The sequence below is a fragment of the Sneathiella limimaris genome, assembly GCF_012932565.1.
In the GTDB taxonomy this organism is placed as follows: Bacteria; Pseudomonadota; Alphaproteobacteria; order Sneathiellales; family Sneathiellaceae; genus Sneathiella; species Sneathiella limimaris.
In genome coordinates this window covers 815271-836557 of sequence record NZ_JABBYJ010000001.1, presented here as the reverse complement: position 1 = coordinate 836557, position 21287 = coordinate 815271, and the positions used below count along the sequence as shown (strand labels likewise).

22 protein-coding genes are annotated in these 21287 nt (G+C 46.4%); 19 read left to right on the top strand and 3 right to left on the bottom strand.

What is annotated here, in order from left to right:
* Positions 1-33: 33 nt before the first annotated feature.
* Both HH301_RS04015 and HH301_RS04010 read left to right on the top strand, forming a co-directional pair.
* Positions 34-522 (top strand): universal stress protein, encoded by a 489-nt coding sequence (locus HH301_RS04015; protein WP_169566885.1) that lies wholly within the window; start codon positions 34-36, stop codon positions 520-522.
* Positions 523-777: 255 nt separating this feature from the next.
* The gene (locus tag HH301_RS04010) at positions 778-1839 is read left to right on the top strand and encodes a glucosaminidase domain-containing protein (RefSeq protein ID WP_169566883.1); all 1062 of its coding nucleotides are present in this window, start codon (positions 778-780) and stop codon (positions 1837-1839) included.
* On the opposite strand, the gene HH301_RS04005 is transcribed toward HH301_RS04010, so the two are convergent.
* Genes HH301_RS04005 through ddpX form a run of 3 tightly spaced genes read right to left on the bottom strand, consistent with a single transcriptional unit; the run spans position 1812 to position 4218 of the window.
* Complete coding sequence (locus HH301_RS04005) at positions 1812-2582, bottom strand: HpcH/HpaI aldolase family protein (protein WP_169566881.1); 771 nt, start codon at positions 2580-2582, stop codon at positions 1812-1814. The genes HH301_RS04010 and HH301_RS04005 overlap by 28 nt on opposite strands.
* Positions 2583-2586: 4 nt before the next feature.
* A complete protein-coding gene (locus tag HH301_RS04000; protein WP_169566879.1) occupies positions 2587-3618 on the bottom strand; it encodes a polysaccharide deacetylase family protein in 1032 nt (343 codons plus the stop codon).
* 33 nt (positions 3619-3651) lie between these two features.
* Entirely contained in the window at positions 3652-4218 is a 567-nt protein-coding gene (ddpX, locus tag HH301_RS03995) for a D-alanyl-D-alanine dipeptidase (protein ID WP_169566876.1), read from the bottom strand.
* 119 nt (positions 4219-4337) lie between these two features.
* Here ddpX and tsaB point away from each other — a divergent pair, with 119 nt between their 5' ends.
* From tsaB to infB, 17 genes are all read left to right on the top strand, one after another.
* Positions 4338-5042, top strand: coding sequence for a tRNA (adenosine(37)-N6)-threonylcarbamoyltransferase complex dimerization subunit type 1 TsaB (gene tsaB, locus HH301_RS03990; protein WP_169566875.1), 705 nt, complete (start codon positions 4338-4340; stop codon positions 5040-5042).
* Positions 5043-5045: 3 nt separating this feature from the next.
* Positions 5046-5495 carry a ribosomal protein S18-alanine N-acetyltransferase gene (gene rimI, locus HH301_RS03985; protein ID WP_169566873.1) on the top strand — a complete coding sequence of 150 codons (450 nt, stop codon included), beginning with the start codon at positions 5046-5048 and terminating at the stop codon, positions 5493-5495.
* 185 nt (positions 5496-5680) lie between these two features.
* The gene (locus tag HH301_RS03980) at positions 5681-6097 is read left to right on the top strand and encodes a Ros/MucR family transcriptional regulator (RefSeq protein ID WP_169566872.1); all 417 of its coding nucleotides are present in this window, start codon (positions 5681-5683) and stop codon (positions 6095-6097) included.
* Between the two features lie 79 nt (positions 6098-6176).
* A complete protein-coding gene (locus HH301_RS03975) occupies positions 6177-6656 on the top strand; it encodes a Fur family transcriptional regulator (RefSeq protein ID WP_169566870.1) in 480 nt (159 codons plus the stop codon).
* A gap of 45 nt (positions 6657-6701) precedes the next feature.
* Positions 6702-7487, top strand: a complete 786-nt coding sequence (locus tag HH301_RS03970; RefSeq protein ID WP_169566869.1) for a lysophospholipid acyltransferase family protein — start codon at positions 6702-6704, stop codon at positions 7485-7487.
* Positions 7488-7616: 129 nt separating this feature from the next.
* Complete coding sequence (gene miaB, locus HH301_RS03965) at positions 7617-8978, top strand: tRNA (N6-isopentenyl adenosine(37)-C2)-methylthiotransferase MiaB (RefSeq protein WP_169566867.1); 1362 nt, start codon at positions 7617-7619, stop codon at positions 8976-8978.
* Between the two features lie 15 nt (positions 8979-8993).
* A complete protein-coding gene (locus HH301_RS03960) occupies positions 8994-10052 on the top strand; it encodes a PhoH family protein (RefSeq protein ID WP_169566865.1) in 1059 nt (352 codons plus the stop codon).
* A gap of 43 nt (positions 10053-10095) precedes the next feature.
* Entirely contained in the window at positions 10096-10656 is a 561-nt protein-coding gene (gene ybeY, locus HH301_RS03955; protein WP_169566863.1) for an rRNA maturation RNase YbeY, read from the top strand.
* A 31-nt stretch (positions 10657-10687) separates the two neighbouring features.
* Entirely contained in the window at positions 10688-11611 is a 924-nt protein-coding gene (locus HH301_RS03950) for a hemolysin family protein (RefSeq protein WP_169566861.1), read from the top strand.
* Complete coding sequence (gene lnt, locus HH301_RS03945; protein WP_169566859.1) at positions 11608-13164, top strand: apolipoprotein N-acyltransferase; 1557 nt, start codon at positions 11608-11610, stop codon at positions 13162-13164. Before HH301_RS03950 ends, lnt begins: the two co-directional genes overlap by 4 nt.
* A 103-nt stretch (positions 13165-13267) precedes the next feature.
* Positions 13268-13675: a helix-turn-helix domain-containing protein gene (locus HH301_RS03940; RefSeq protein WP_206378157.1), complete on the top strand. Its 408-nt coding sequence runs from the start codon at positions 13268-13270 to the stop codon at positions 13673-13675.
* 111 nt (positions 13676-13786) lie between these two features.
* Positions 13787-14953: a methionine adenosyltransferase gene (gene metK, locus HH301_RS03935; RefSeq protein ID WP_169569482.1), complete on the top strand. Its 1167-nt coding sequence runs from the start codon at positions 13787-13789 to the stop codon at positions 14951-14953.
* 9 nt (positions 14954-14962) lie between these two features.
* A complete protein-coding gene (gene trmB, locus HH301_RS03930) occupies positions 14963-15670 on the top strand; it encodes a tRNA (guanine(46)-N(7))-methyltransferase TrmB (RefSeq protein ID WP_169566855.1) in 708 nt (235 codons plus the stop codon).
* 187 nt (positions 15671-15857) lie between these two features.
* A complete protein-coding gene (rimP, locus tag HH301_RS03925; protein WP_169566853.1) occupies positions 15858-16349 on the top strand; it encodes a ribosome maturation factor RimP in 492 nt (163 codons plus the stop codon).
* 27 nt (positions 16350-16376) lie between these two features.
* Positions 16377-17924 carry a transcription termination factor NusA gene (gene nusA / locus HH301_RS03920; protein WP_169566851.1) on the top strand — a complete coding sequence of 516 codons (1548 nt, stop codon included), beginning with the start codon at positions 16377-16379 and terminating at the stop codon, positions 17922-17924.
* The gene (locus HH301_RS03915; RefSeq protein ID WP_169566849.1) at positions 17905-18552 is read left to right on the top strand and encodes an RNA-binding protein; all 648 of its coding nucleotides are present in this window, start codon (positions 17905-17907) and stop codon (positions 18550-18552) included. Before nusA ends, HH301_RS03915 begins: the two co-directional genes overlap by 20 nt.
* Positions 18545-21202 (top strand): translation initiation factor IF-2, encoded by a 2658-nt coding sequence (gene infB, locus HH301_RS03910; protein WP_169566847.1) that lies wholly within the window; start codon positions 18545-18547, stop codon positions 21200-21202. Before HH301_RS03915 ends, infB begins: the two co-directional genes overlap by 8 nt.
* Positions 21203-21287: the final 85 nt, after the last annotated feature.

Genomic DNA, 21287 nt, shown 5'->3' with positions numbered 1-21287 from the left:
GATACTGCTGGAGGAAACAACAGTGGAGACCTCATGAGTGACGGTGCCCCTTCACCAAGCAGACGCAATAAGTTTCTGGTTGTGGTGGACGATACCCCAGAATGCAAATCTGCTATCCGGTTTGCCTGTCGCCGCGCCTGGCATGTTGGTGGCGGTGTAATCCTGCTAAAAGTCATCGAACCTCCTGATTTTCAGCATTGGATGGGCGTTGAGCAAGTCATGCGCGAAGAAGCCCGTGAGGCCGCTGAAGAGTTGTTGCAAAATCTTTCCGAGGAAATCCGGCAAGACACAAACCTTGTCCCTGAATTTGTAATCCGGGATGGTTATGTGAAAGATGAGCTGTTAGCTCTCATCGAGGAAGATCGCGATATTCGTATCCTGGTCCTTGCTGCATCTCCAGACTCAGGCGGCCCTGGACCTCTCGTCAAAAGCCTTGTCGGCGAGATGTCAGGCACATTTGCCATTCCGATCACGGTTGTCCCCGGAAACATGAGCAACAGCCAATTGGATGCAGTAACTTAACGGCAGTGACGATTCGTAAAATTTTCTGAAAAACGCAGAGAATATATATTTTGCTGTCTTGATTAAACCCTTGATTATGAAAATAGAATTCCCAAATGCCGGTTCGGGCTTGCAATTAACCTTTTCATAATCCATAGTCCGCCCGCTTTGGATGAGTTTACGTAGAATTTTACGTGAATTACACTTTATTTAGTATTTAGTAGAGCTTGCGCACACAAAATATAGTGGTATATTTCGAAATCATGGAATTACTCTGTGCAGCAGTTGATAGGCATGAACCAGATCTTTACAGCGCTGAAATCAAGTAAGGTCGCCACCTTAGTGGCCCTGGCAATTTTAATTGGTTATGGGGTCACAGAACTTGGTGACCACCCGTCTTTGTATGCGAATGCAAAGCTACCGGTTGATCAAGCTTTTCCTTCAGACCAGGATTTGGTTAGGGAAGAGAAACGCGTAATTGCCAATATTCCTGTCCCTCTGTCCCGACCAGAGGGTTTGCCGGAGATTGAGCAGCCACATCAAATTACTGTTGTTTCGTTGGAAAGCAGTCTGGACAATCACTCCTTTGATCTCAGTAGTATCCGTGATGGCCTCGCTGTTCCTCGTCATTTTGTTGACAGTATACCAGCAGACATTCAAGACATTGAAAATGTGAAGCGCAAAAAGGCCGTTTTCCTTTCAATTACGCTTCCTTTGATCCTCAAGGTGAATGAAGATATTGCGGTAGAAAGAGAAAAGCTGCTGGGTATCATCGACAAGCTAAAGACGCAAGATCACCTAACCAAATCAGAAAAGTCCTGGCTCAAGAAGCTAGCACTCAAATACCGGACTTCTGATGGCAATTTTTATGAGCTGATGTTGAAAGTGGATACAATTCCGGTTTCATTGGCCTTGGCGCAAAGCATCGAAGAATCTGGTTGGGGTACCTCCCGGTTCGCTCGAAATGGGAACGCCCTGTTTGGGCAGCGCGTCTGGGCAGAGGGTCATGGGCTCGTACCTCATGAGCGGGATTCCGGTAAAAAGTATGAAGTGAAAAGCTTTGATCACTTGGAACAATCTATTCGCTCTTATGCTTTGAACCTAAACCGGCATAATGCGTATGGCGATTTCAGGCTCGTTCGAGCTCAACTTCGTACGGAGAACGTTCCGCTTAACGGATTCAAACTCGCCAGCACACTCGACTCTTATTCAGAGCGGGGACATGAGTATGTGGAAACCCTCCAAGCTCTGATCCAGACCAACCGCCTAACAGACTTTGATACTGTTCAATTAGAACGTGGTCGTCTGGCTCAGGCCTTAAGCCCTGTCAATAACTGATCCGCTGCCGAAGAGACGAGACTCGTCTCGGAAGCACAGAGTAAAAAGTCAAATCCTTCGTCAAAAAGTTGACGGGTTTGCTCAACTCCGCTTGATATAGTTCCGAGCCACTTCCCACTAGCCTTTATCCGGTCTCGTGCGGTTTCAAACTGTGCAATGACCTCTGGATCTTCAAATTGTCCAAGTTTCCCAATACTGCCAGATAAATCATAAGGTCCAATAAATAGCATATCGACACCATCTACGGCGGCAATCGCTTCGATATTCTCAACGGATTGTGCTGTTTCAACCTGACAAATCAAAAGCAGGTTTTCTTCAAACTCCGCTAAATACTCATCATTGAGGCGTCCATATCGGGTCGCATGTGTCGCGCTTAAGCCCGCGCCCCTGAAGCCACGAGGCGGAAAATAACTGGCCGCGACAGCAAGCTCAGCCTCTTCTGCTGTATTCACGCAAGGAAACATTATTCCTTCCATACCGGCATCAAGTACCTTTTTGACATGGACGGGGTCATTCCAAGGAACCCGGACAAGAGCACTACTATCTCCTGCATGTCGAATTGCCCTATGTTGATTTACTAATGCACCGGATCCAGCGGGGCCATGCTCTTGATCAATCATAATTCCATCAAAATCACATCCACCCAAAACTTCTGCCATCTCTACTGAGTCTGTAAACAACCAGGCACCTGTTGTTTTCTCCCCGGACTGCAATTTCTTTTTTAAACGACCAAGGTTTTTCATTTTTCTACTTTCTGGGAATGTAAAATAGGTTGCCGAACCAACGGAACCTGCCGTTCGGTCCAGGTAGTGTACAGTTAATTCGCCCTCTTCCTGGGCTATAGGCTTGAGACAAACGGATTTCTACCCGTTCATCGCCTATCATTTGAATTGGCACCGCGCCACCAGACTGGTTAGAGGAGTAACATCTTAACTGGCTAATATTTTCATATTTTTCAGCAAGTGAAAATCCAAAAGCGGGGGGGTTTTTCTGTAATATCTTGTCAGAGGGTGCAACATTCCGAACTCGAAGCGGCAAGGCATTCATCGCAAGACGAAGACGACCAATGTTTCCATAATTCTCACTCATGGCAAAACGAGGATAGGCATATTTGTCATGCCCTTTATAAACCACACCAGACTGCTGACCAAAAGCGGCGATAAAACCGAATTCTCTGACGATGTTTTGAATTTCTGTTCCATATTCGCCATAGGGATAGGCAAACAACTTAGGAACAAATCCCAGTTTTGTTTCAAACTCCTGGTTAGCGCGTTCAATTTCTGAGATTACTTGTTCTCTGGTTAACGCAGGTAAATGAGCATGGGAAGCTGTATGATGTCCAATCGTCACGCCCGCATCGGCCATTTCCTTGATTTGAGCCCAGTTCATGTAGCCGCCACCTTGACTATTCAAGTGATCAGTGGAAGCAAAAACTGTAAATGGAATTCCAGCCTCTCTTAGAATAGGCCATGCTTCTTCATAAACAGACAAATAGGCATCATCCACCGTTATCGCAACAGTTCTGTCTGGTAGAGGCGCGCCAGCCTGCAAGCGATCCACAATGTCTTCGAGGGGAATAATATTGTACTTTGGATCCTTGAATTCCTGGACGTGAGTCTGAAATTTTTCAAGCGAAATGCTTGTGGATGGGTACTTATCCTCACCAAAACGATGATACATAATCACGTTTGCCCAGTCATCGGCAAACGCCGGTATAGCAAGCATCTGCAACAATAAAGCCGTCAATACACCAGCCAAAAACCTAGTGCGTTTAATCATCTTTAAGCCCCTGTCACTTCCCTACTTTGTATTCTAAGACACCAATGGTGTCATCATGTGTGTGCCGGCACTGATGTCCGATAATGTCGGATAACGCCTCGGCCGGAACAGCTGATAGTGCCACCATTCATTGCGATAAAAATCCCAGCCCGCTGAAGTCATGATGCCTAATAGGATAGCCCTATTTTTTTGCGCTTCACCCCCAACATCTAGATTGCCATGATGGGAAAGCTCTGTCATCGCATCAAAATCTGTTCCCATGAAGAGCTCATTTCCATCACCATCGAGCAACGTAAGATCGACAGCAGCCCCACGCGCATGTGGAGAGCCGCTGGATGGCGGTGCCAGATATTGCGGGTTTGGCGTATGATCCCAAAGGGCCTGAACAGCTTCTGTTGGCCGAAACGCGTCAAACACGCGAAACCGGAACCCCATATCCGCAGCAATTTCAATCGCAACAGAAAGGAGCGACGCGGCTTCCTCATTCAGAAAACAACCGGATCGCTCGTAAATAGGTGCTCCCGTGAAGTTATTGAAACTGGCGTATCTAATATCCAATTCCACGTCAAAATTTGATTTAGTAATTTCTACAAGCTGCATATCTAAGTTTAGAAACGAAACACGTTAGCCCAAGGAATGAATAAGACCAGACACTCACTGAAAGATATGTTACTAGCAGCAAGCTTAACAGAGACTACTAGGACATTTTTGAGATAGCAATGAAGATACTATCCATGGATACCGCATTGGATGCCTGTTCGGTTGCCATTATGGAAGACGAGACAACGATCGCCTTCCATCATGAAGTCCGAAAAAGAGGACACGCAGAAATGCTGATCCCCATAATCAAGAATTTGATGACAGAAAATGGTCTCTCCTTTAGTGATCTGGATCTTATCGCAGTCACAATCGGGCCAGGTACATTTACAGGACTGAGAATTGGACTGGCTGCAGCTAGAGGGTTTTCGGTGGCTTCTGGAATACCCTGCATTGGGGTAACCACGCTTGAAACTCTAGCCACCCAAACAGCAAGCCAACTTACCGAACCATTGAACATTGTTCCGCTCATCGACGCTCGCCGACAAGAAGTTTACGTACAACGATTTTCTACGGTAAAAACACCTTCGGTAACGATTAAAGCCCTTTCAGAACCGTCTGCATGTCCACTACAGAATATTCACGCAGAACTTGGATCAGATCCAGCGATCTTAATAGGAAGTGGCGTGCCTTTGTTAAGGGAAAAGGAACTAATTGACCCTAGGGTTCACCAAATAATCGAGGTGGACCCAAATCCTGATGCCCGCGTTATTGCATCCATTGCAAGACTGAAAGCAGGTTCAAATTTGGATCCATCAACATCTCCAGATCCACTATACTTAAGAGCACCAGATGCAAAGCTGCCAGGCGGCAAGGATCCAAAATAAATTATGATTTATACCCATGAATTCCTGAACAATAACTCTGCTGCAAAACTACTTGCCACAATGCATGCTCAATGTTTTCGTTCTGCATGGGATCAAGACGCTTTTGAAGAAATTCTGGCTATGGAAGGCTGTATCGCACAGATAACGCTCATGGATGCCGAACCCGTTGGATTTGCTGTTTATCGAACTGTCGAGCAAGAAGCAGAACTTCTAACAATCGGCGTTCTGCCAGTTTCCCGCAGAAGAGGTGCGGCAAAAGCAATGCTGAAAACAGGGCTACAGCATATGCGTTTCAATAAAGTGCTGAAAGTTTTTCTGGAAGTCGCTGCCTCGAATACGTCCGCACTTTTACTTTATCGGAAGTTTGGGTTTCAGAAGATAGGAGTGCGAAAGGGCTACTATACATCCGGTGGTAAAAAAGAAGATGCGCTAATTCTGGCAATCAATTTATAGACGGTAATCAGACAATCAAGCTTGTTCCCAATTCAAATATCGAAAGCTATTAAGTACTGAATCACTTAATATTTATCCGGTGGAACAAAAAATTTTTGAATATCCCTTTATTATTTTAACAGTATTGCACATATACATACCATAATTTATAAAGCGACATCTATTTGGATGGAGGGCCACTGAAAGTGTCTGACAAAGTGGAAAAAATGGAGCTTCTTGCTCTGACTACAGATATCGTTACGTCACATCTGTCCCGTAACGCCGTTGAAGCAAGTGAAATTTCCGGTCTTATCCGGGAAATTTATTCGACCCTTGCAACGGTTGGAACCAACGAAACTGTGAGTGATCGTCCTCAACCTGCAATTTCTGTCCGGAAATCGGTTCAACCAGATTATATTGTCTGCTTGGAAGACGGGAAAAAGCTCAAGATGCTTAAACGTCATCTGAAAACGGCTTACAATATGACCCCTGAAGAGTACCGCCAACGCTGGGGACTTCCCTCTGATTACCCAATGGTTGCGCCAAATTATGCCAATCAGAGAAGGAACCTCGCCAAGAAAATTGGCTTAGGAACTCGTCGCAAGAAATCAACTTCAAGCTAGGTTTCTTTACTGGAATAAGCTAATGTTCCAGTATAAACTTTCAGGTATTTCGTATTAAAACTGCAGGATTGAAGCTTAAATGCCATCACGAGTTGAGCAACTTTGCATTGACAAAGGCCTTCGTATGACAGAGCAGCGTAGGGTAATTGCGCGGGTTCTTTCTGAGTCAGATGACCATCCAGATGCTGAACTTGTCTATAAGAGGGCTGTTGAAGTTGATGACACGATCAGCATCTCCACTGTTTATAGAACTGTAAGAATGTTCGAAGAAAACGGGATCCTTGAACGGCACGATTTCGGAGATGGACGCGCTCGCTATGAAGAAGTTTCAGATCAGCATCATGATCACTTGATCAATATTGAAACTGGTCAGGTTATTGAATTTACAAGCGACAAAATTGAAGCTCTTCAACAAGCAGTCGCGGAAGAATTGGGCTTTGAGTTAATTGATCACCGCCTTGAACTTTACGGCAAACCGAAAAAAGGTCAGGCACAAAATAAATTGGCTCCCGACGAATCTGTGGTTAAGATCAAGCACACGAGTCTGCAGAAGAAATAGTCTGCAGGCTAACCCCAGTACGTGTAGGACGATTCCACAATATTCATGAACCAGATTCGCGCAGCTATTGTCATTCTCCTGATTTTTCTCTGGACGTTTGTTCTTATTCCCCCGCATCTGATCCTTAGAAAAATTGCTCCCTCACAGAAATACCGATTGCCCCTGCTTTTCCATAAGGGTTTATGTAAATTACTCCGGATTAAAGTTGTCGTTCACGGAAAACCTTCAGAAGTACATCCCACATTATTTATTCTGAACCACATTTCCTGGCTTGATATTCCCGTTGTCGGTAGTTTTTTGAAAGGTAGTTTTGTTGCGAAAGAAGAAGTCGCAAGCTATCCACTGGTAGGATATGCCGCGACCCTTCAAGAAACCATTTTTATTGCCAGAACCAGACCATCTGTTCGAAATCACAAAGATGGCATGCAAGAACATCTGGAAAATGGAGACAGCATTTTTCTGTTCCCAGAAGGTACCTCTTCAAACGGACTTGTACTGCAAGATTTCAAGAGTGCCTATTTCGCATTAGCCGAAAAGCACATAGCTGACAAACCGCTCTTGGTGCAGCCCGTTACACTTGCCTACAGTCGCATGGACAAAATGTACATGTCCCGAAATATCATGAAAAAAATTGCGTGGGTCGGGGATGAAGAGTTGATTAGCCATGTCTGGGAGTTTTTGAAATCCGGTAAGGTGACGGCGGAACTTCGCTTTCATGATCCCGTCACAATCGATTCCTATGATTCTCGTAAACACATGGCTGCAGATTGCCAATTGAAGATCGCAGAAGGCTTATCCAGGGCCATGACCCATCGACCAGAGCCAAAATGAGGATGATTTTTGACTTTTTTCATCTATTTCTTCATTCTTATGTGGTTACCTGATAAAAGACGCGGTTTGAATGAAAAGAACCCCTTCTGCTCAAGCGCGACACCACAAATTTGTGGTCAGTGAGGACCAGTGACCAAGAAGCTTTATATTTCTACATACGGCTGCCAAATGAATGTGTACGATTCAGCCCGTATGGCCGATATTCTCTCACCCCTAGGCTACAGTTTAACACAGGATCCAACCGACGCGGATATGTCGATCCTGAACACCTGCCATATTCGGGAAAAGGCATCAGAAAAAACATTTTCTGAACTTGGTCGCTTACGAAATATGCGGCGGGACAAGCAGTCAGAGGGTCGCGGTGATATGCTGATCGCTGTTGCTGGCTGTGTTGCGCAGGCTGAAGGCGATGAAATTATCAAGCGCGCACCTTATGTAAACATGGTTTTCGGACCACAATCTTATCATAAGCTGCCTGAGATGCTGGCGGAAACCGCCCGTGGCGCCGGTCAGGTTTTAGATACGGATTTTCCTGTCGAGCCAAAGTTTGACTCCCTACCAGACGAAGCCATTGATAAGAATTTGGGTGCCTTTCTGACTGTCCAAGAGGGCTGTGATAAATTCTGTGCCTTTTGTGTCGTTCCTTATACACGAGGCGCTGAGTTCAGTCGGGCAACAGATGACATCTTGAAAGAAGCCCGGCGTATGATCGCGAATGGTACAAAAGAAATTACGCTTTTGGGCCAAAATGTTAACGCTTATCATGGGCTTGATAAGAACGGGAAGTCTCGGTCTCTGGCTGATCTTATTCAAATGCTAGCTGAATTAGATGGATTAGAGCGTCTTCGTTATACTACGTCTCATCCTTTGGAAATGACTGAGGATCTTTGCAAGGCCCACCGGGATGTGGATATTCTGATGCCTTACCTGCACCTTCCGGTTCAAGCGGGTTCCGATCGAATTTTGGAAGCCATGAACAGACGCCATACAGCAGATGAATACCGCAGAATTATCGACAAACTTCGTCACTATAAGCCGGATCTGGCCTTGTCTGGAGACTTCATTGTTGGCTTTCCCGGAGAAACCGAAGCCGAATTTGAAGACACTTTGCGACTTGTCGAGGATGTTACATACGCTCAGGCCTATAGTTTTAAATATAGCCCACGGCCTGGAACACCCGCAGCAGGCCTGGACCACGAAATGATTGCCGAAGATGTAAAATCTGAGCGGCTGGCCCGTCTTCAGAAACTCTTGAACGAACAGCAGTTAGCGTTCAATAAGTCATTTGAAGGGAAAACAGTACCTGTTCTTCTTGAAAGAGAAGGCCGCAGGGATGGCCAACTCGTGGGCCGAAGCCCTTACATGCAATCTGTTTATGTACAATCCCCACCTCACCGTATTGGCAGGGTCGCAGAAGTGATCATCGATGAGGGTAATGCCAATTCACTACGGGGACAGCTAAGCCCCGGGAATGCTCAAGATGCTGCCTGAGAAGTAGGAGAGACAGTGGCCAATCCAACAGCTGATCACACACCCGCCAAGCCCCCCAAAGAAAAAGTCACTTTGGTTGAGTTCGATAACAACCATTTATTGGCCCAACTCGTCGGGGAACATGATCGATATCTGGCACGCATTGAGCAAGGGTTGAAAGTTTCCGTCACGCCACGCGGTAACAAGATGGCCATTGCTGGCTCATCTGAAGCCCGACTAATGACAAAGGATGTCCTCGAAGATTTGTATAAACGCCTTGAAGATGGCCTGGAAGTCACTGAAGGTGAGGTTGACGCTGCAATTCGAATGGTCGCGGATGCTCCCTTAAAAGATGGTCGGCGAGGATCTGTTTCCGAAAAAGGAAACATGATCATTACCAAGCGTCGGCACATTACGCCGCGTTCCACTAACCAGGGCTATTACGTCTCGTCACTGAAAAAACATGAGCTGGTGTTTGGTTTGGGACCTGCCGGCACAGGTAAAACATATCTCGCAGTTGCCAATGCAGTTTCCATGTTAATCAATAATCAGGTCGACCGGATTATTCTGGCGCGCCCAGCTGTAGAAGCTGGTGAGAAACTTGGCTTCCTTCCCGGGGATATGCGAGACAAAATCGATCCGTATTTGCGTCCTTTATATGACGCACTTTATGACATGCTCCCAGCAGAAGAAGTCGTAAGTCGTCTTGAAAATGGTGAAATCGAAGTTGCTGCACTTGCCTTTATGCGAGGACGAACACTTTCCAATGCAGCCATCATTCTCGACGAAGCCCAAAACACGACCCCTGTTCAGATGAAAATGCTCCTCACACGCATGGGTGAGAACTCTTCTATGGCTGTTACAGGCGACCTGTCACAAATTGACCTTCCCCTTGGCGTCCCATCCGGCCTGAAAGAAGCTGTGAAAATACTCAAGGGAGTTAAAGGTGTCGACATAATTGACTTTGGTGAAGCTGATGTCGTGCGGCATCCACTCGTAACTCGAATTGTTCGGGCTTACGGTGAGCATGAGCGTGAGAAAAAGCTTAACCTCGAGGTTAAAAGGAAAGAGAAGGAGAAGACAGACAAAGCTTAAAGACATACTGTCAACTTGAGCCCAGTCCTGTCCTTGAACGAACGTGAACGAACCCGACTCGCGACACTCACAACATCCTGAAAATCTGACTGGATCTTTCGAGATAACGATTGATCAAGACTGCTGGCAAGACTGGACGGTCGACCTTGCCGATTTATGCCAGCAGCTTTTAAACCATGTCTTGAATTCACTGGAGTTCGATATAGATATCCGGCAAGAACTTAAAGACACCTCCATTGAAGTCAGCTTCCTTTTTACATCCAATGACAGAATTCAAGAATTGAACCGGGATTTCAGAGAGAAAGACAAACCAACCAACGTTCTCTCTTTTCCAGATACGCCACTTTCTGCACAAACCCTGCAAGAAGCCAATAAATTTGGAGAAAATTTATGTTTGGGTGATATAGCCTTGGCTGAAGGTGTAATTATTGAGGAAGCAAAAGAACAGGATAAAGCCGCACAGGATCATTTGCAGCACTTGATTATACACGGTTTGCTCCACCTGTTGGGTTTTGATCACATAGAAGATGATGAAGCCGAAATTATGGAGCAGTTGGAAATAGAAATCCTTGCAGATCTTGGTATTAGGAACCCATATCTTTAAAATATAGAAAGTGAATCAAACAACTTTGACAATGAACGACAACATATCCAAACCACATCAGGTTCAATCAACAGAGACCGAGGATGTTGCACAAGCAGAGCAAGAGGGGTTACTTTCAAAATTAATAAGAGCTCTTGGGTTTGGAGATCAGACTGACAGTTCCGTGCGCTCAACACTTGAAGAACTGATTGAGGAGCATGATGACCCTGAGCAGGAAATTAATCCTGCGGAACGGGCCATGCTAACAAATATCCTTGGCATTGGTGATATGAGCATTAGCGATGTGATGATTCCAAGGGCGGACATTGAAGCTATCGATGCCAGTCTGTCACTCGAACAAGTCGTTACCCGCTTTTCCGAAACCAGCCACTCAAGACTACCGGTCTATGAAGAGAGTCTGGATAATGTTGTCGGCATGTTTCACATCAAAGATCTGATAAATTTTTGGGGAAACTCGACGAACGCCAAATGGCAGAATTTTAAGCGTGAAGTTCTGTTTGTGCCGCCTTCTATGTCAGTTCAGGACCTATTGCTAAAAATGCGTGCGACGCATATCCACATGGCAACCGTTGTGGACGAGTATGGTGGGATTGATGGACTTGTCACAATTGAAGATCTGGTTGAAGAGATTGTGGGGGATATCGAGGATGAGCATGATGAGCAGGAAGGACCGCTGATCTTCGTCGCAGGAAATGGAACAATTGAAGCGGACGCCCGTGCGCAAATTGTAGACTTGGAAACATTACTGGAAATCGATCTTCTTCCCGAAGATGAAGATGAGGAAGTTGATACGGTTGGTGGTCTTGTTTTTCAGATAGCTGGCCATATCCCTGTAAGAGGTGAAATTATTCCGCACGAAAGTGGTTTGGATTTCGAAATTACCGATGCAGATCCTCGTAAAGTCAAACGGGTCAGAATTCGTCGCCGACCGGAATTGCTTTCTGAAGCTGAATGAAAAATTTTTTCTTCAGCTTATCTGACGTCCCTTTCTGGAAAAAAGCATTCGCCGCTTTTTTTCTAGGAGCTTTGCTTGCAGCCACTTTGGCTCCAGTACACGCAATTTTCTTTTTACCTGTCTGTTTTTCTGGCCTGCTCCTTCTCGTAAGTAATATCACCACCAGATGGCAGGCCTTTTTCACAGGGTGGTGGTTTGGCTGGGGATTTCATATTGCAGGGCTTTATTGGATTGGAGTCGCTTTTACAATCGATGCAGATACCTATGCAGCTCTATTACCAATCCCAATCCTTGTCCTGCCTGCCTGCCTTGCCATTTTCACAGGTCTTACGACACTAATCATTCACCTTCTTGGTGGGCGTGGAATTCTTAGAATTCTTGCTTTCGCTGGAATATGGACGGGGCTGGAATATATCCGGGGTATTTTGTTTACAGGATTTCCCTGGAACCTGATCGGTTATGCCTGGGGTGACATGTTGGCAATGCTGCAATGGACAGCTTTTGTCGGAATTTATGGCTTAACCTTCCTGACTGTTTTGATTAGCAGTATCCCGGTTATTCTGGGTGATACAACCTATTCAAAAAATAATCGTCATTTTTGGATACTCGCCGACTGTTGTCTGATCATTTTACTGGTTGGGGTCGGATTCTGGCGCTTGAATGCACCAGATCTGGAAAAATTCGACGATATGAAAGTCAAAGTTTTACAGCCTGGAAATGAACAGAAAGACAAATGGAAATCTGGAACCCGCTTCCAACACGTGAAACGTCTGGAAGACTTAAGCCGTCAAAATCCATCAGACGCAAATTTGCTTATTTGGCCTGAAACAGCTGTTCCTTTTTTCCTAACAACCGATGAGCGCATCAGAAATTATCTGACACGCAACGTTCCGAAGAATGGATATCTGATTACGGGAGCCCCACGGCGACATCCAATTGAACGCAAATATTGGAACAGTGTTCAAGCGCTGAATGCACAAGGCAAGATTGAGGGTATTTATGATAAAAGGCATCTCTTGCCTTACGGCGAATATCTACCGTTGAGATCATTTCTGAAATCTTCCGGTCTTGCTTCCCTGATTCCCGTCTTGGATCAGATGTCTGACTTTTCTTTCCCCGATGCAGATGCCTCAGACGTGATGGCGATACCTGGAGTGGCCCCCTTTCGAGTTTTAATCTGCTACGAAGTGACCTTCCCATGGGAAGTGAAAGTGGACACCAAATTTGACTGGATTTTAAACGTTACAAATGACGCCTGGTTTGGTCATACTTCCGGACCCTACCAGCATTTTGTCATAAGCCGCACGAGGGCTATTGAGCAAGGCGTTTCAATCGTCCGCTCGGCTAATAAGGGCATTACTGCGGTCATAGATGGATATGGGCGCATACTAAAAAAACGATCACCTCTTGAAGCAGGGGCGATAGAATCTTCAGTACCTGCTCCTTTAAGCAACCGAACACTCTATTTCAAGGCTGGCGAAATCATTCCTCTTTCAATATGCCTGTTCTCGCTTCTGCCTTTCTTAATAGTAAGATTATTAAGACGTGAATAACAAAAATTGTAAAAAATTGAGGAAATTCTATACACGTGTACAGTTGTTAAGAGTTCTTTAAATCAACTAGAATATGTTCCTTCGTCAAAAGAGGGGTATAAACATGTCACACCATCCAGTGGACGTTCATGTTGGAAACAAGTTACGAGAGCGAAGAAATTTTCTGAGGATTAGTCAGGAAAAACTTGGAAAAGACCTTGGGCTCACTTTCCAGCAGATTCAGAAATATGAAAAGGGTGCCAACCGTGTTGGCGCCAGTCGGCTGTTTGAAATCAGTCAACTTCTCAAAGTTCCAACGGCATACTTTTTTGAAGACATTCCATCCGATCTTCTCCTGTCAAATGGCAAGGTTGCGGAAGGCACTCAGTCCTTTGATGCGCATCCCATTGATAAAAAAGAGAGCCAGCAGCTGACCCGTGCCTATTTCAGTATCAAGGACGAAGAAACCCGGAAAAGGGTACTTGAATTGATCCGTGCAATTGGCGATGTTGATATGGAAAACTTAGGATAATTCTGTAAACCGCTTGACCCAACTCTCAGTCTAGTTACATTGCAGTCTCCGAAATCAATTTGCGGAACCGCCGGGTTCGCAGCAATCACTGATAAGAAAGACGACACGACTGTGAAAAATTCCAACTACCTCTTTACAAGCGAATCAGTATCCGAAGGCCATCCGGATAAGGTCTGCGACCGTATTTCCGATGCCATTGTTGATCTTTATCTCTCTCAGGACCCCTACGCGCGCGTTGCATGTGAAACCCTCACAACGACAAACCGCATCGTTCTGGCTGGAGAGGTTCGCGGCCCAGCATCTATTACAAAAGACCTGATTGAACAAACTGCCCGGGATGCCGTCAAAGCTATAGGTTATGAACAAGAGGGCTTCCACTGGAAAAACTCAGCCGTTGATATTTTCCTTCATGAACAATCTGCAGATATCGCTCAAGGCGTAGATGCTGCAGGCAATAAAGATGAAGGAGCTGGAGACCAAGGCATCATGTTTGGCTACGCAGTGAACGAGACAGATGTCTTGATGCCGGCGCCTATTTATTACTCCCACAATATTCTTAAATCACTCGCTGAAGCCCGTCACAACGGGACTGAAACAATTTTGGGACCAGACTCAAAAAGTCAGGTCACACTGGCTTACGAAAATGGGAAACCCGTCAGAGCGACTTCAGTTGTTGTTTCGACACAGCATGTTGAAGGTGTGGAAACAGAGGAAGTTCGTGAAGTCGTCCGTAAATATGTTCTTGACGCTTTACCAGACGGTTGGATGTGTCCTGAAGATGAGTTTTATGTCAATCCAACGGGCAAATTTGTCATTGGGGGACCAGATGGTGATGCTGGCCTGACTGGCCGAAAAATTATTGTTGATACTTACGGCGGCGCGGCACCTCACGGTGGCGGTGCCTTTTCCGGTAAGGACCCAACCAAGGTTGACCGTTCAGCTGCCTATGCATCTCGCTATCTGGCCAAGAACGTTGTCGCTGCTGGCCTAGCAGACAAATGCTGCATTCAGGTTTCTTATGCGATCGGTGTCTCGAAGCCACTGTCTCTGTATGTTGATTTCTACGGAACCGGAAACGTTTCGGAAGATCAGGTTGGCAATTTGTTGATGGAGCTGATGGATCTAAGCCCACGTGGCATTCGTGAGCATTTGAAACTCAACAATCCAATTTATCAGCGGACCGCCGCTTATGGCCACTTTGGTCGTGAACCAGACTCTGACGGCGGCTTCACCTGGGAAAAACTTGATCTGGTGGATCAACTGAAGTCTGCTTTTTGAGATAAACCCATGACACCTTCATCTGAGCACCGTAAGCGGATCCTATATGGTCGCAGACGCGGCAAAGCTCTGCGTAAAGGACAACAGGAGGCAGTAGATGCGCTACTGCCTCAAATGACTGTTCCGATTGAAGAGCAGCGCCTGATTGATCTTCCAACCCTGTTCGAAGCCCCCAAAAAGGAATACTGGCTAGAAATTGGTTTTGGCGCTGGTGAACATCTCGCTTGGCAAGCAGAGCACCATTCTGAAGCTGGCATTATCGGGTGTGAGCCCTTTCTAAACGGTGTTGCCAGCCTTCTTGGCAAGGTTCAGGAAAAACAACTCACTAATGTTCGAGTTCACAACGAAGCCGCTGAATTATTGATGGAAAAATTACCAGAAAGGAGCCTGGATAAACTTTTTCTATTATTTGCGGACCCATGGCCAAAATCTTCGCATCACAAGCGGCGATTCGTCTCAAATGATAACTTACAAGCTATTGCCCGCATCCTCAAAGACGATGCCATTGTCCGTGTTGGAACGGATCATACCGATTACGGCGCTTGGATTTTACACCACTTCTTACAGTCAGATAAGTTCGAATGGATGGCTGAACACCCAGAAGACTGGACAATTCGTGGTGAAGACTGGCCCCAAACAAGATATGAAGCAAAAGCCCTTCGTGAAGGTAGAAGATCCGTTTACTATCGCTTCCGTAGGGTCAAACGATCCAATTAACTTAAGATATTCAGAAAAAACTTGGCTTTGGCTTCGCTTTGGCTATTATAGCGCTAATTTAATACTGTTCGCTTGCCGCAAGGTTAAGCATCTTGGAACGGTGGGCCTCTGGTCCGCTGTTTTTGTTTATGGGCCTTTTTTACTTTAGTTCGGTCATTTAACACCGATCTTAGGAAAGAGTAATTCGTTGGATCCGACGTCAAAAATCGCTGAGTTGATTGAACCGACCATTGCTGATCTGGGATACGAGCTTATTCGGGTATCCTACACAGGTGGTGAGAGCCCTGTTCTGCAGATCATGGCGGAACAGAGCGACGGGACCATGACCATAGAAGGCTGCGAGGAAATCAGCCATGCGGTCTCTGCACTTCTGGATGTGGAGGACCCGATTTCAGATGCCTACAATCTGGAAGTTTCCTCGCCAGGAATTGACAGGCCCCTGACTAGACTCAAAGATTTTGAGAACTGGTCTGGTTTTGAGGCCAAAGTAGAACTTCAGGAAGCGGTAGATGGTCAGCGCAGGTACCGCGGCAAACTCTTGGGCGTAAAGGATGGAAACATTCTGATCGCCGATACTGCTGGAAATAAATGGGAACTGCCTTTCGCGGATTTAAGAAAGGCAAAGCTGGTATTAACGGATGAATTGATTGCTGCCACTCAAAGCAGTAATAAGTCCTGATGAAAGCTATGAAACGGAAGTGAAGTCATGGAATCGGCTGCAAGTTTAAATCGTCTCGAACTGCTTCAAGTCGCTGATGCAGTAGCAAGAGAAAAGCTTATTGACCGGGATATCGTTCTGGAAGCCATGGAAGAGGCTATCCAGAAAGCTGCCCGCGCCAAATATGGGCATGAAAATGATATCCGTGCCAATATCAACCGCAGCACCGGTGAAATTCGTTTAGCCCGCGTGCGCGAAGTTGTCGAAGAAGTCGAAAACGAAGCCACTCAAGTGACTGTTGAACAAGCTGAGGCTGAAGTACCAGGTAGCAAAGTTGGGGATTTGCTGACTGATCCTCTGCCGCCAATTGATTTTGGTCGTATCGCAGCTCAAACGGCGAAGCAAGTTATTGTTCAAAAAGTCCGCGAAGCAGAACGCGAACGCCAATATGAAGAATATAAAGATCGGGTTGGTGATATCATCAACGGGATCGTGAAGCGTGTCGAATACGGCAACGTTACGGTTGATCTTGGCAAAGCAGATGCCATTGTTCGCCGTGATGAAATGCTTCCACGTGAAAGTTTCCGCCAAGGTGATCGAATTCGGGCTTATATCTATGACGTGAGACGCGAGCAAAGAGGTCCGCAGATCTTTTTGTCTCGAACACATCCTCAGTTCATGGCCAAACTATTTACACAGGAAGTACCTGAAATTTACGATGGCGTGATTGAGATCAAGGCTGTTGCCCGCGACCCAGGAAGCCGTGCAAAGTTTGCTGTTACATCGAATGACCCAAGTATTGACCCGGTTGGTGCCTGTGTTGGTATGCGTGGTGCCCGTGTTCAAGCAGTGGTTAATGAGCTGCAGGGCGAAAAAATTGACATCATACCTTGGTCACCTGACCAAGCTAGCTTTATTGTGAACGCCTTGGCTCCTGCAGAGGTCGCCAAAGTTGTTCTGGACGAAGAAGCTAACAGAATTGAAGTAGTCGTTCCCGATGATCAGCTGTCCTTAGCCATTGGTCGCCGTGGACAAAATGTTCGCCTTGCAACTCAGTTGTCAGGTTGGGATATTGATATTCTCACCGAGGAAGAAGAGTCCAACCGTCGTCAGTCTGAATTTACAGAACGCACCAAAAACTTTATGGAAGCGTTGGATGTGGACGAAACAATCGCCCAGCTCCTCACGACAGAAGGCTTCACGTCAATTGACGAACTGACCTATACAGATGTTTCTGAAATCGCAGAAATCGAAGGGTTCGACGAAGAGGTCGCGGAAGAGCTTATTCGCCGGGCTCAGGAATATATCGAGGCTTACAATGCTGAGCTTCAACAAAAGCTTGAAGAACTGAAAGTTAGCGATGACCTGCTGAATTTCGAAGGACTGACGACAGCAATGGTTGTTGCTCTTGGTGAAGCAGGAATCAAACAATTGGATGATTTCGCAGATCTATCAGGTGACGAATTGGTCAACGGAGAAGATGGCATTCTGAAAGACTTTAGTCTGTCATTGGATCAGGCAAATGAACTGGTGATGGCAGCTCGTGCCCACTGGTTTGAAGAGGAAGCTGAAGCAGGTGACGAGGAAGAAAAGTAAACCTGCTCCTGCAATTGGAACCAAAACTGAACCTGAACGGAAATGCGCAGCAACTGGTCAGGTTCATCCAAAGAAAAACCTTTTACGGTTTGCGGTTTCGCCAGATGGAGTACTGGTTCCAGATTTGTCAGAGACACTTCCAGGTCGCGGGATCTGGGTCAGTTGTCAAAAACAGGCGATCGAAGAAGCATTGAAAAGAAAAGCTTTTTCACGATCTGCCAAGAGACAGGTAACCATCCCTGAAGCCCTTGCTGAGCAAATTGAAAAGGCTTTAGAGGATCGCTGTTTGAACTTGCTTGGCCTTGGAAAAAAAGCTGGTTTATTGAAAACTGGCTTTACGAAGGTAGAAGCATCTTTAAAAGCAGGTAAAGCTGCTGTATTAATTGCGGCAAATGATGGCGCAAGTGACGGTAAAGAGAAACTGCAAAGGCTGGCAAAAGGCCTTCCGCTGATTGAAATTTTCAGCAATGCAGAGTTAAGTCGGACGCTCGGACAGGAAAATGCAGTCCATGTGTCCATGGCCCCTAGTGGGTTGACTGAAAAATTTTTGATCGAGGTTTCACGGCTCAATGGCTATAGAAACCCAGATCTTGTAGGTAGAGAACCGGGTCGGAGTAGGAATGACTGATACAAACGACAAGGGTGGGCGCAAGTCGCTTAGCCTGAACAAACCGCTGGAAATGAAAAAAAATGCCGGTGACAGCGGTCAGGTTCGCCAGAATATTAGCCACGGTCGATCTAAGACCGTGCAAGTAGAAGTGCGCAAAAAACGTGGCGCAGCTCCAGCTGCAGGCGCGCCAAAAACGGTTGTTAATCCAAAAGCACCTGGCGCCGCTAAAAAAACCCTAAGTGTTAAAAAGACCCCAGCAGCAGGGGCAGCGAAAGCTGATAGTCGTCTGACAGAAGGCGAACAATCAGCAAGAGCGCAAGCATTGGCACTCGCCCAAAAGCAGCGGGAAGAACAAGCCAAGCTGGATGCGCAGAGAGCGGCTGAAGAAAAAAAACGGGCTGAAGAAGAAAAAGCACTTCAGAAGCAAGCTGAAAAAGAAAATAAAGAAAAAGAGCGTCAGACCAAACGACGCTCTCCAGAAGAGCGTCGCCGTGCTGAAGAAGAAGAAGCGCGCCGCTTGATGGAAGAAGCTGAAGCTGCAAAAGAAGCTGAAGCGGCCAAGCACCGTGAAAAAACCAAAGCCAAGGCGGCTGAAGCGGAGTCCAAACCAGCAGCACCGAAACGGACTGAACGTCCGCCACGGGCAAACCAGGTACAAGACTCTGGTGAAGTGGAAGATACAGGACGCGATCGGACCGGGAACAAGAAGAAAGTTGCCAAAACTGGTCGCAGTGGCGGGGAAGAAAAGACTCCATCACCACGCCGGTCCATGGAACCACGCCGCCGTTCTGGACGATTGACTATTGGTGAAGCGCTAGATGACAGAGGGCCAAAACAAAGGTCTTTGGCAGCTGTTAAACGAGCGCGTAAGAAACAACAGATGCAGCCTGAGGATGCACCTCAGAAAGTCTATCGTGAGGTTACCATTCCAGAAGTCATTTCCGTTCAGGAACTGGCAAACAGAATGACCGAACGTGTCGTTGATGTTGTCAAAGCCCTGATGAAGCTGGGTATCATGGCAACGCCTGCGCAAACTATCGATGCAGATACAGCTGAGCTGATTGTAAGCGATCTGGGACATACACCCAAACGGGTTGCAGCATCAGACGTTGAGATCGGTCTTGGTGGATCTGACGAAGATGATCCAAGCAGCCTTGTTCCTCGGGCGCCGGTTGTTGCCATTATGGGTCACGTTGACCATGGTAAAACCTCGCTTCTGGATGCCATGCGCAAAACAGACGTAGCCGCCGGTGAAGCAGGCGGTATTACGCAGCATATTGGTGCCTATCAGGTAAATCTGGAATCAGGGGATGTCATTACTTTCCTAGATACTCCAGGCCATGAAGCATTTACAGCCATGCGGATGCGTGGTGCTCAGGTTACGGACGTTGTGATCCTCGTGGTTGCGGCTGACGATAGCGTGATGCCACAAACCATTGAAGCGATTAAGCACGCGAAAGCGGCTGAAGTGCCCATGATTGTTGCGATCAACAAAATCGATAAGCCAGGTGCTGATCCAAACCGAGTTCGCCAGGAACTCCTTCAACATGAAGTTTTTGTCGAGGAAATGGGCGGCGATGTGCTGTCTGTTGAAGTCTCTGCGCTGAATGGAACAGGTCTGGATAAACTTCAGGAAGCAATCCTTCTGCAGGCTGAGCTTCTGGAATTGAGAGCTAATCCTAATCGGAGCGCTCAAGGGTCTGTTGTTGAAGCCAAGATCGAAACAGGTCGTGGTATGGTCGCGACTGTCCTCGTGAAACGCGGCACCTTGCGGATTGGGGATAACTTCGTTGCAGGACCTGCCTATGGTAAAGTTCGTGCACTGCTCGATTACCGCGGAAATCAGGTGGAAGAGGCTGGACCTTCTGTTCCAGTCGAGGTTTTGGGTATCCAAGGCACACCAGAAGCTGGTGATGAGTTTATCGTGACTGAAAACGAAGCGAAGGCAAAAGAAATTGCCAGCTATCGTGATCAAGTTGCGAAAGAAAAGAAAGTTACTGCGACTGCCCGTGGCTCCATTGAACAAATGTTCACTGCAATTAAAGAAGGCACGGCTGACGAGCTACCTGTTGTGATTAAAGCCGATGTTCAAGGATCTGCAGAAGCGATTGCAAACTCCCTTGAACAGCTTGAAACTGATGAAGTGAAGGTGAACATTCTACTTTCTGCAGTAGGCGGTATCACTGAATCCGATATCAACTTGGCTGCAGCTTCAAATGCGATGATTATTGCGTTTAATACTCGCGCCAACAAACAGGCGCAGGAAGCTGCAAAAGCCCAGGGTATTGATATTCGTTACTATTCTGTCATCTACAACGTGATTGATGACGTAAAGGGTATGCTTTCAGGTATGCTGGCGCCGACTTTGCGCGAAGATTTCCTTGGTTATGCAGAAATTCGCGAAGTCTTCAATATCACTAAGGTTGGTAAGATTGGTGGTTGCATGGTAACCGAAGGAACCGTGAAGAGAGGAGCGAAAGTTCGCCTACTTCGTGATGACATCGTGATCCATGAAGGAACACTTGCAACTTTGAAACGCTTTAAAGATGAAGTGAAGGAAGTGAAATCTGGCATGGAATGTGGTATGGCATTTGAGAACTACCATGACATACAGGTTGGTGACTTTATCGAATGTTTCGAAGTGGTTGAGATTGCTAGAGAGCTTTAGGTCGAAACCAGGTCCAAACATTTTCTAACTGTTTTGTCAGGGGCCTTAATCGGCCCCTGACCTTTTTCTGCTGAAAGAATATTCT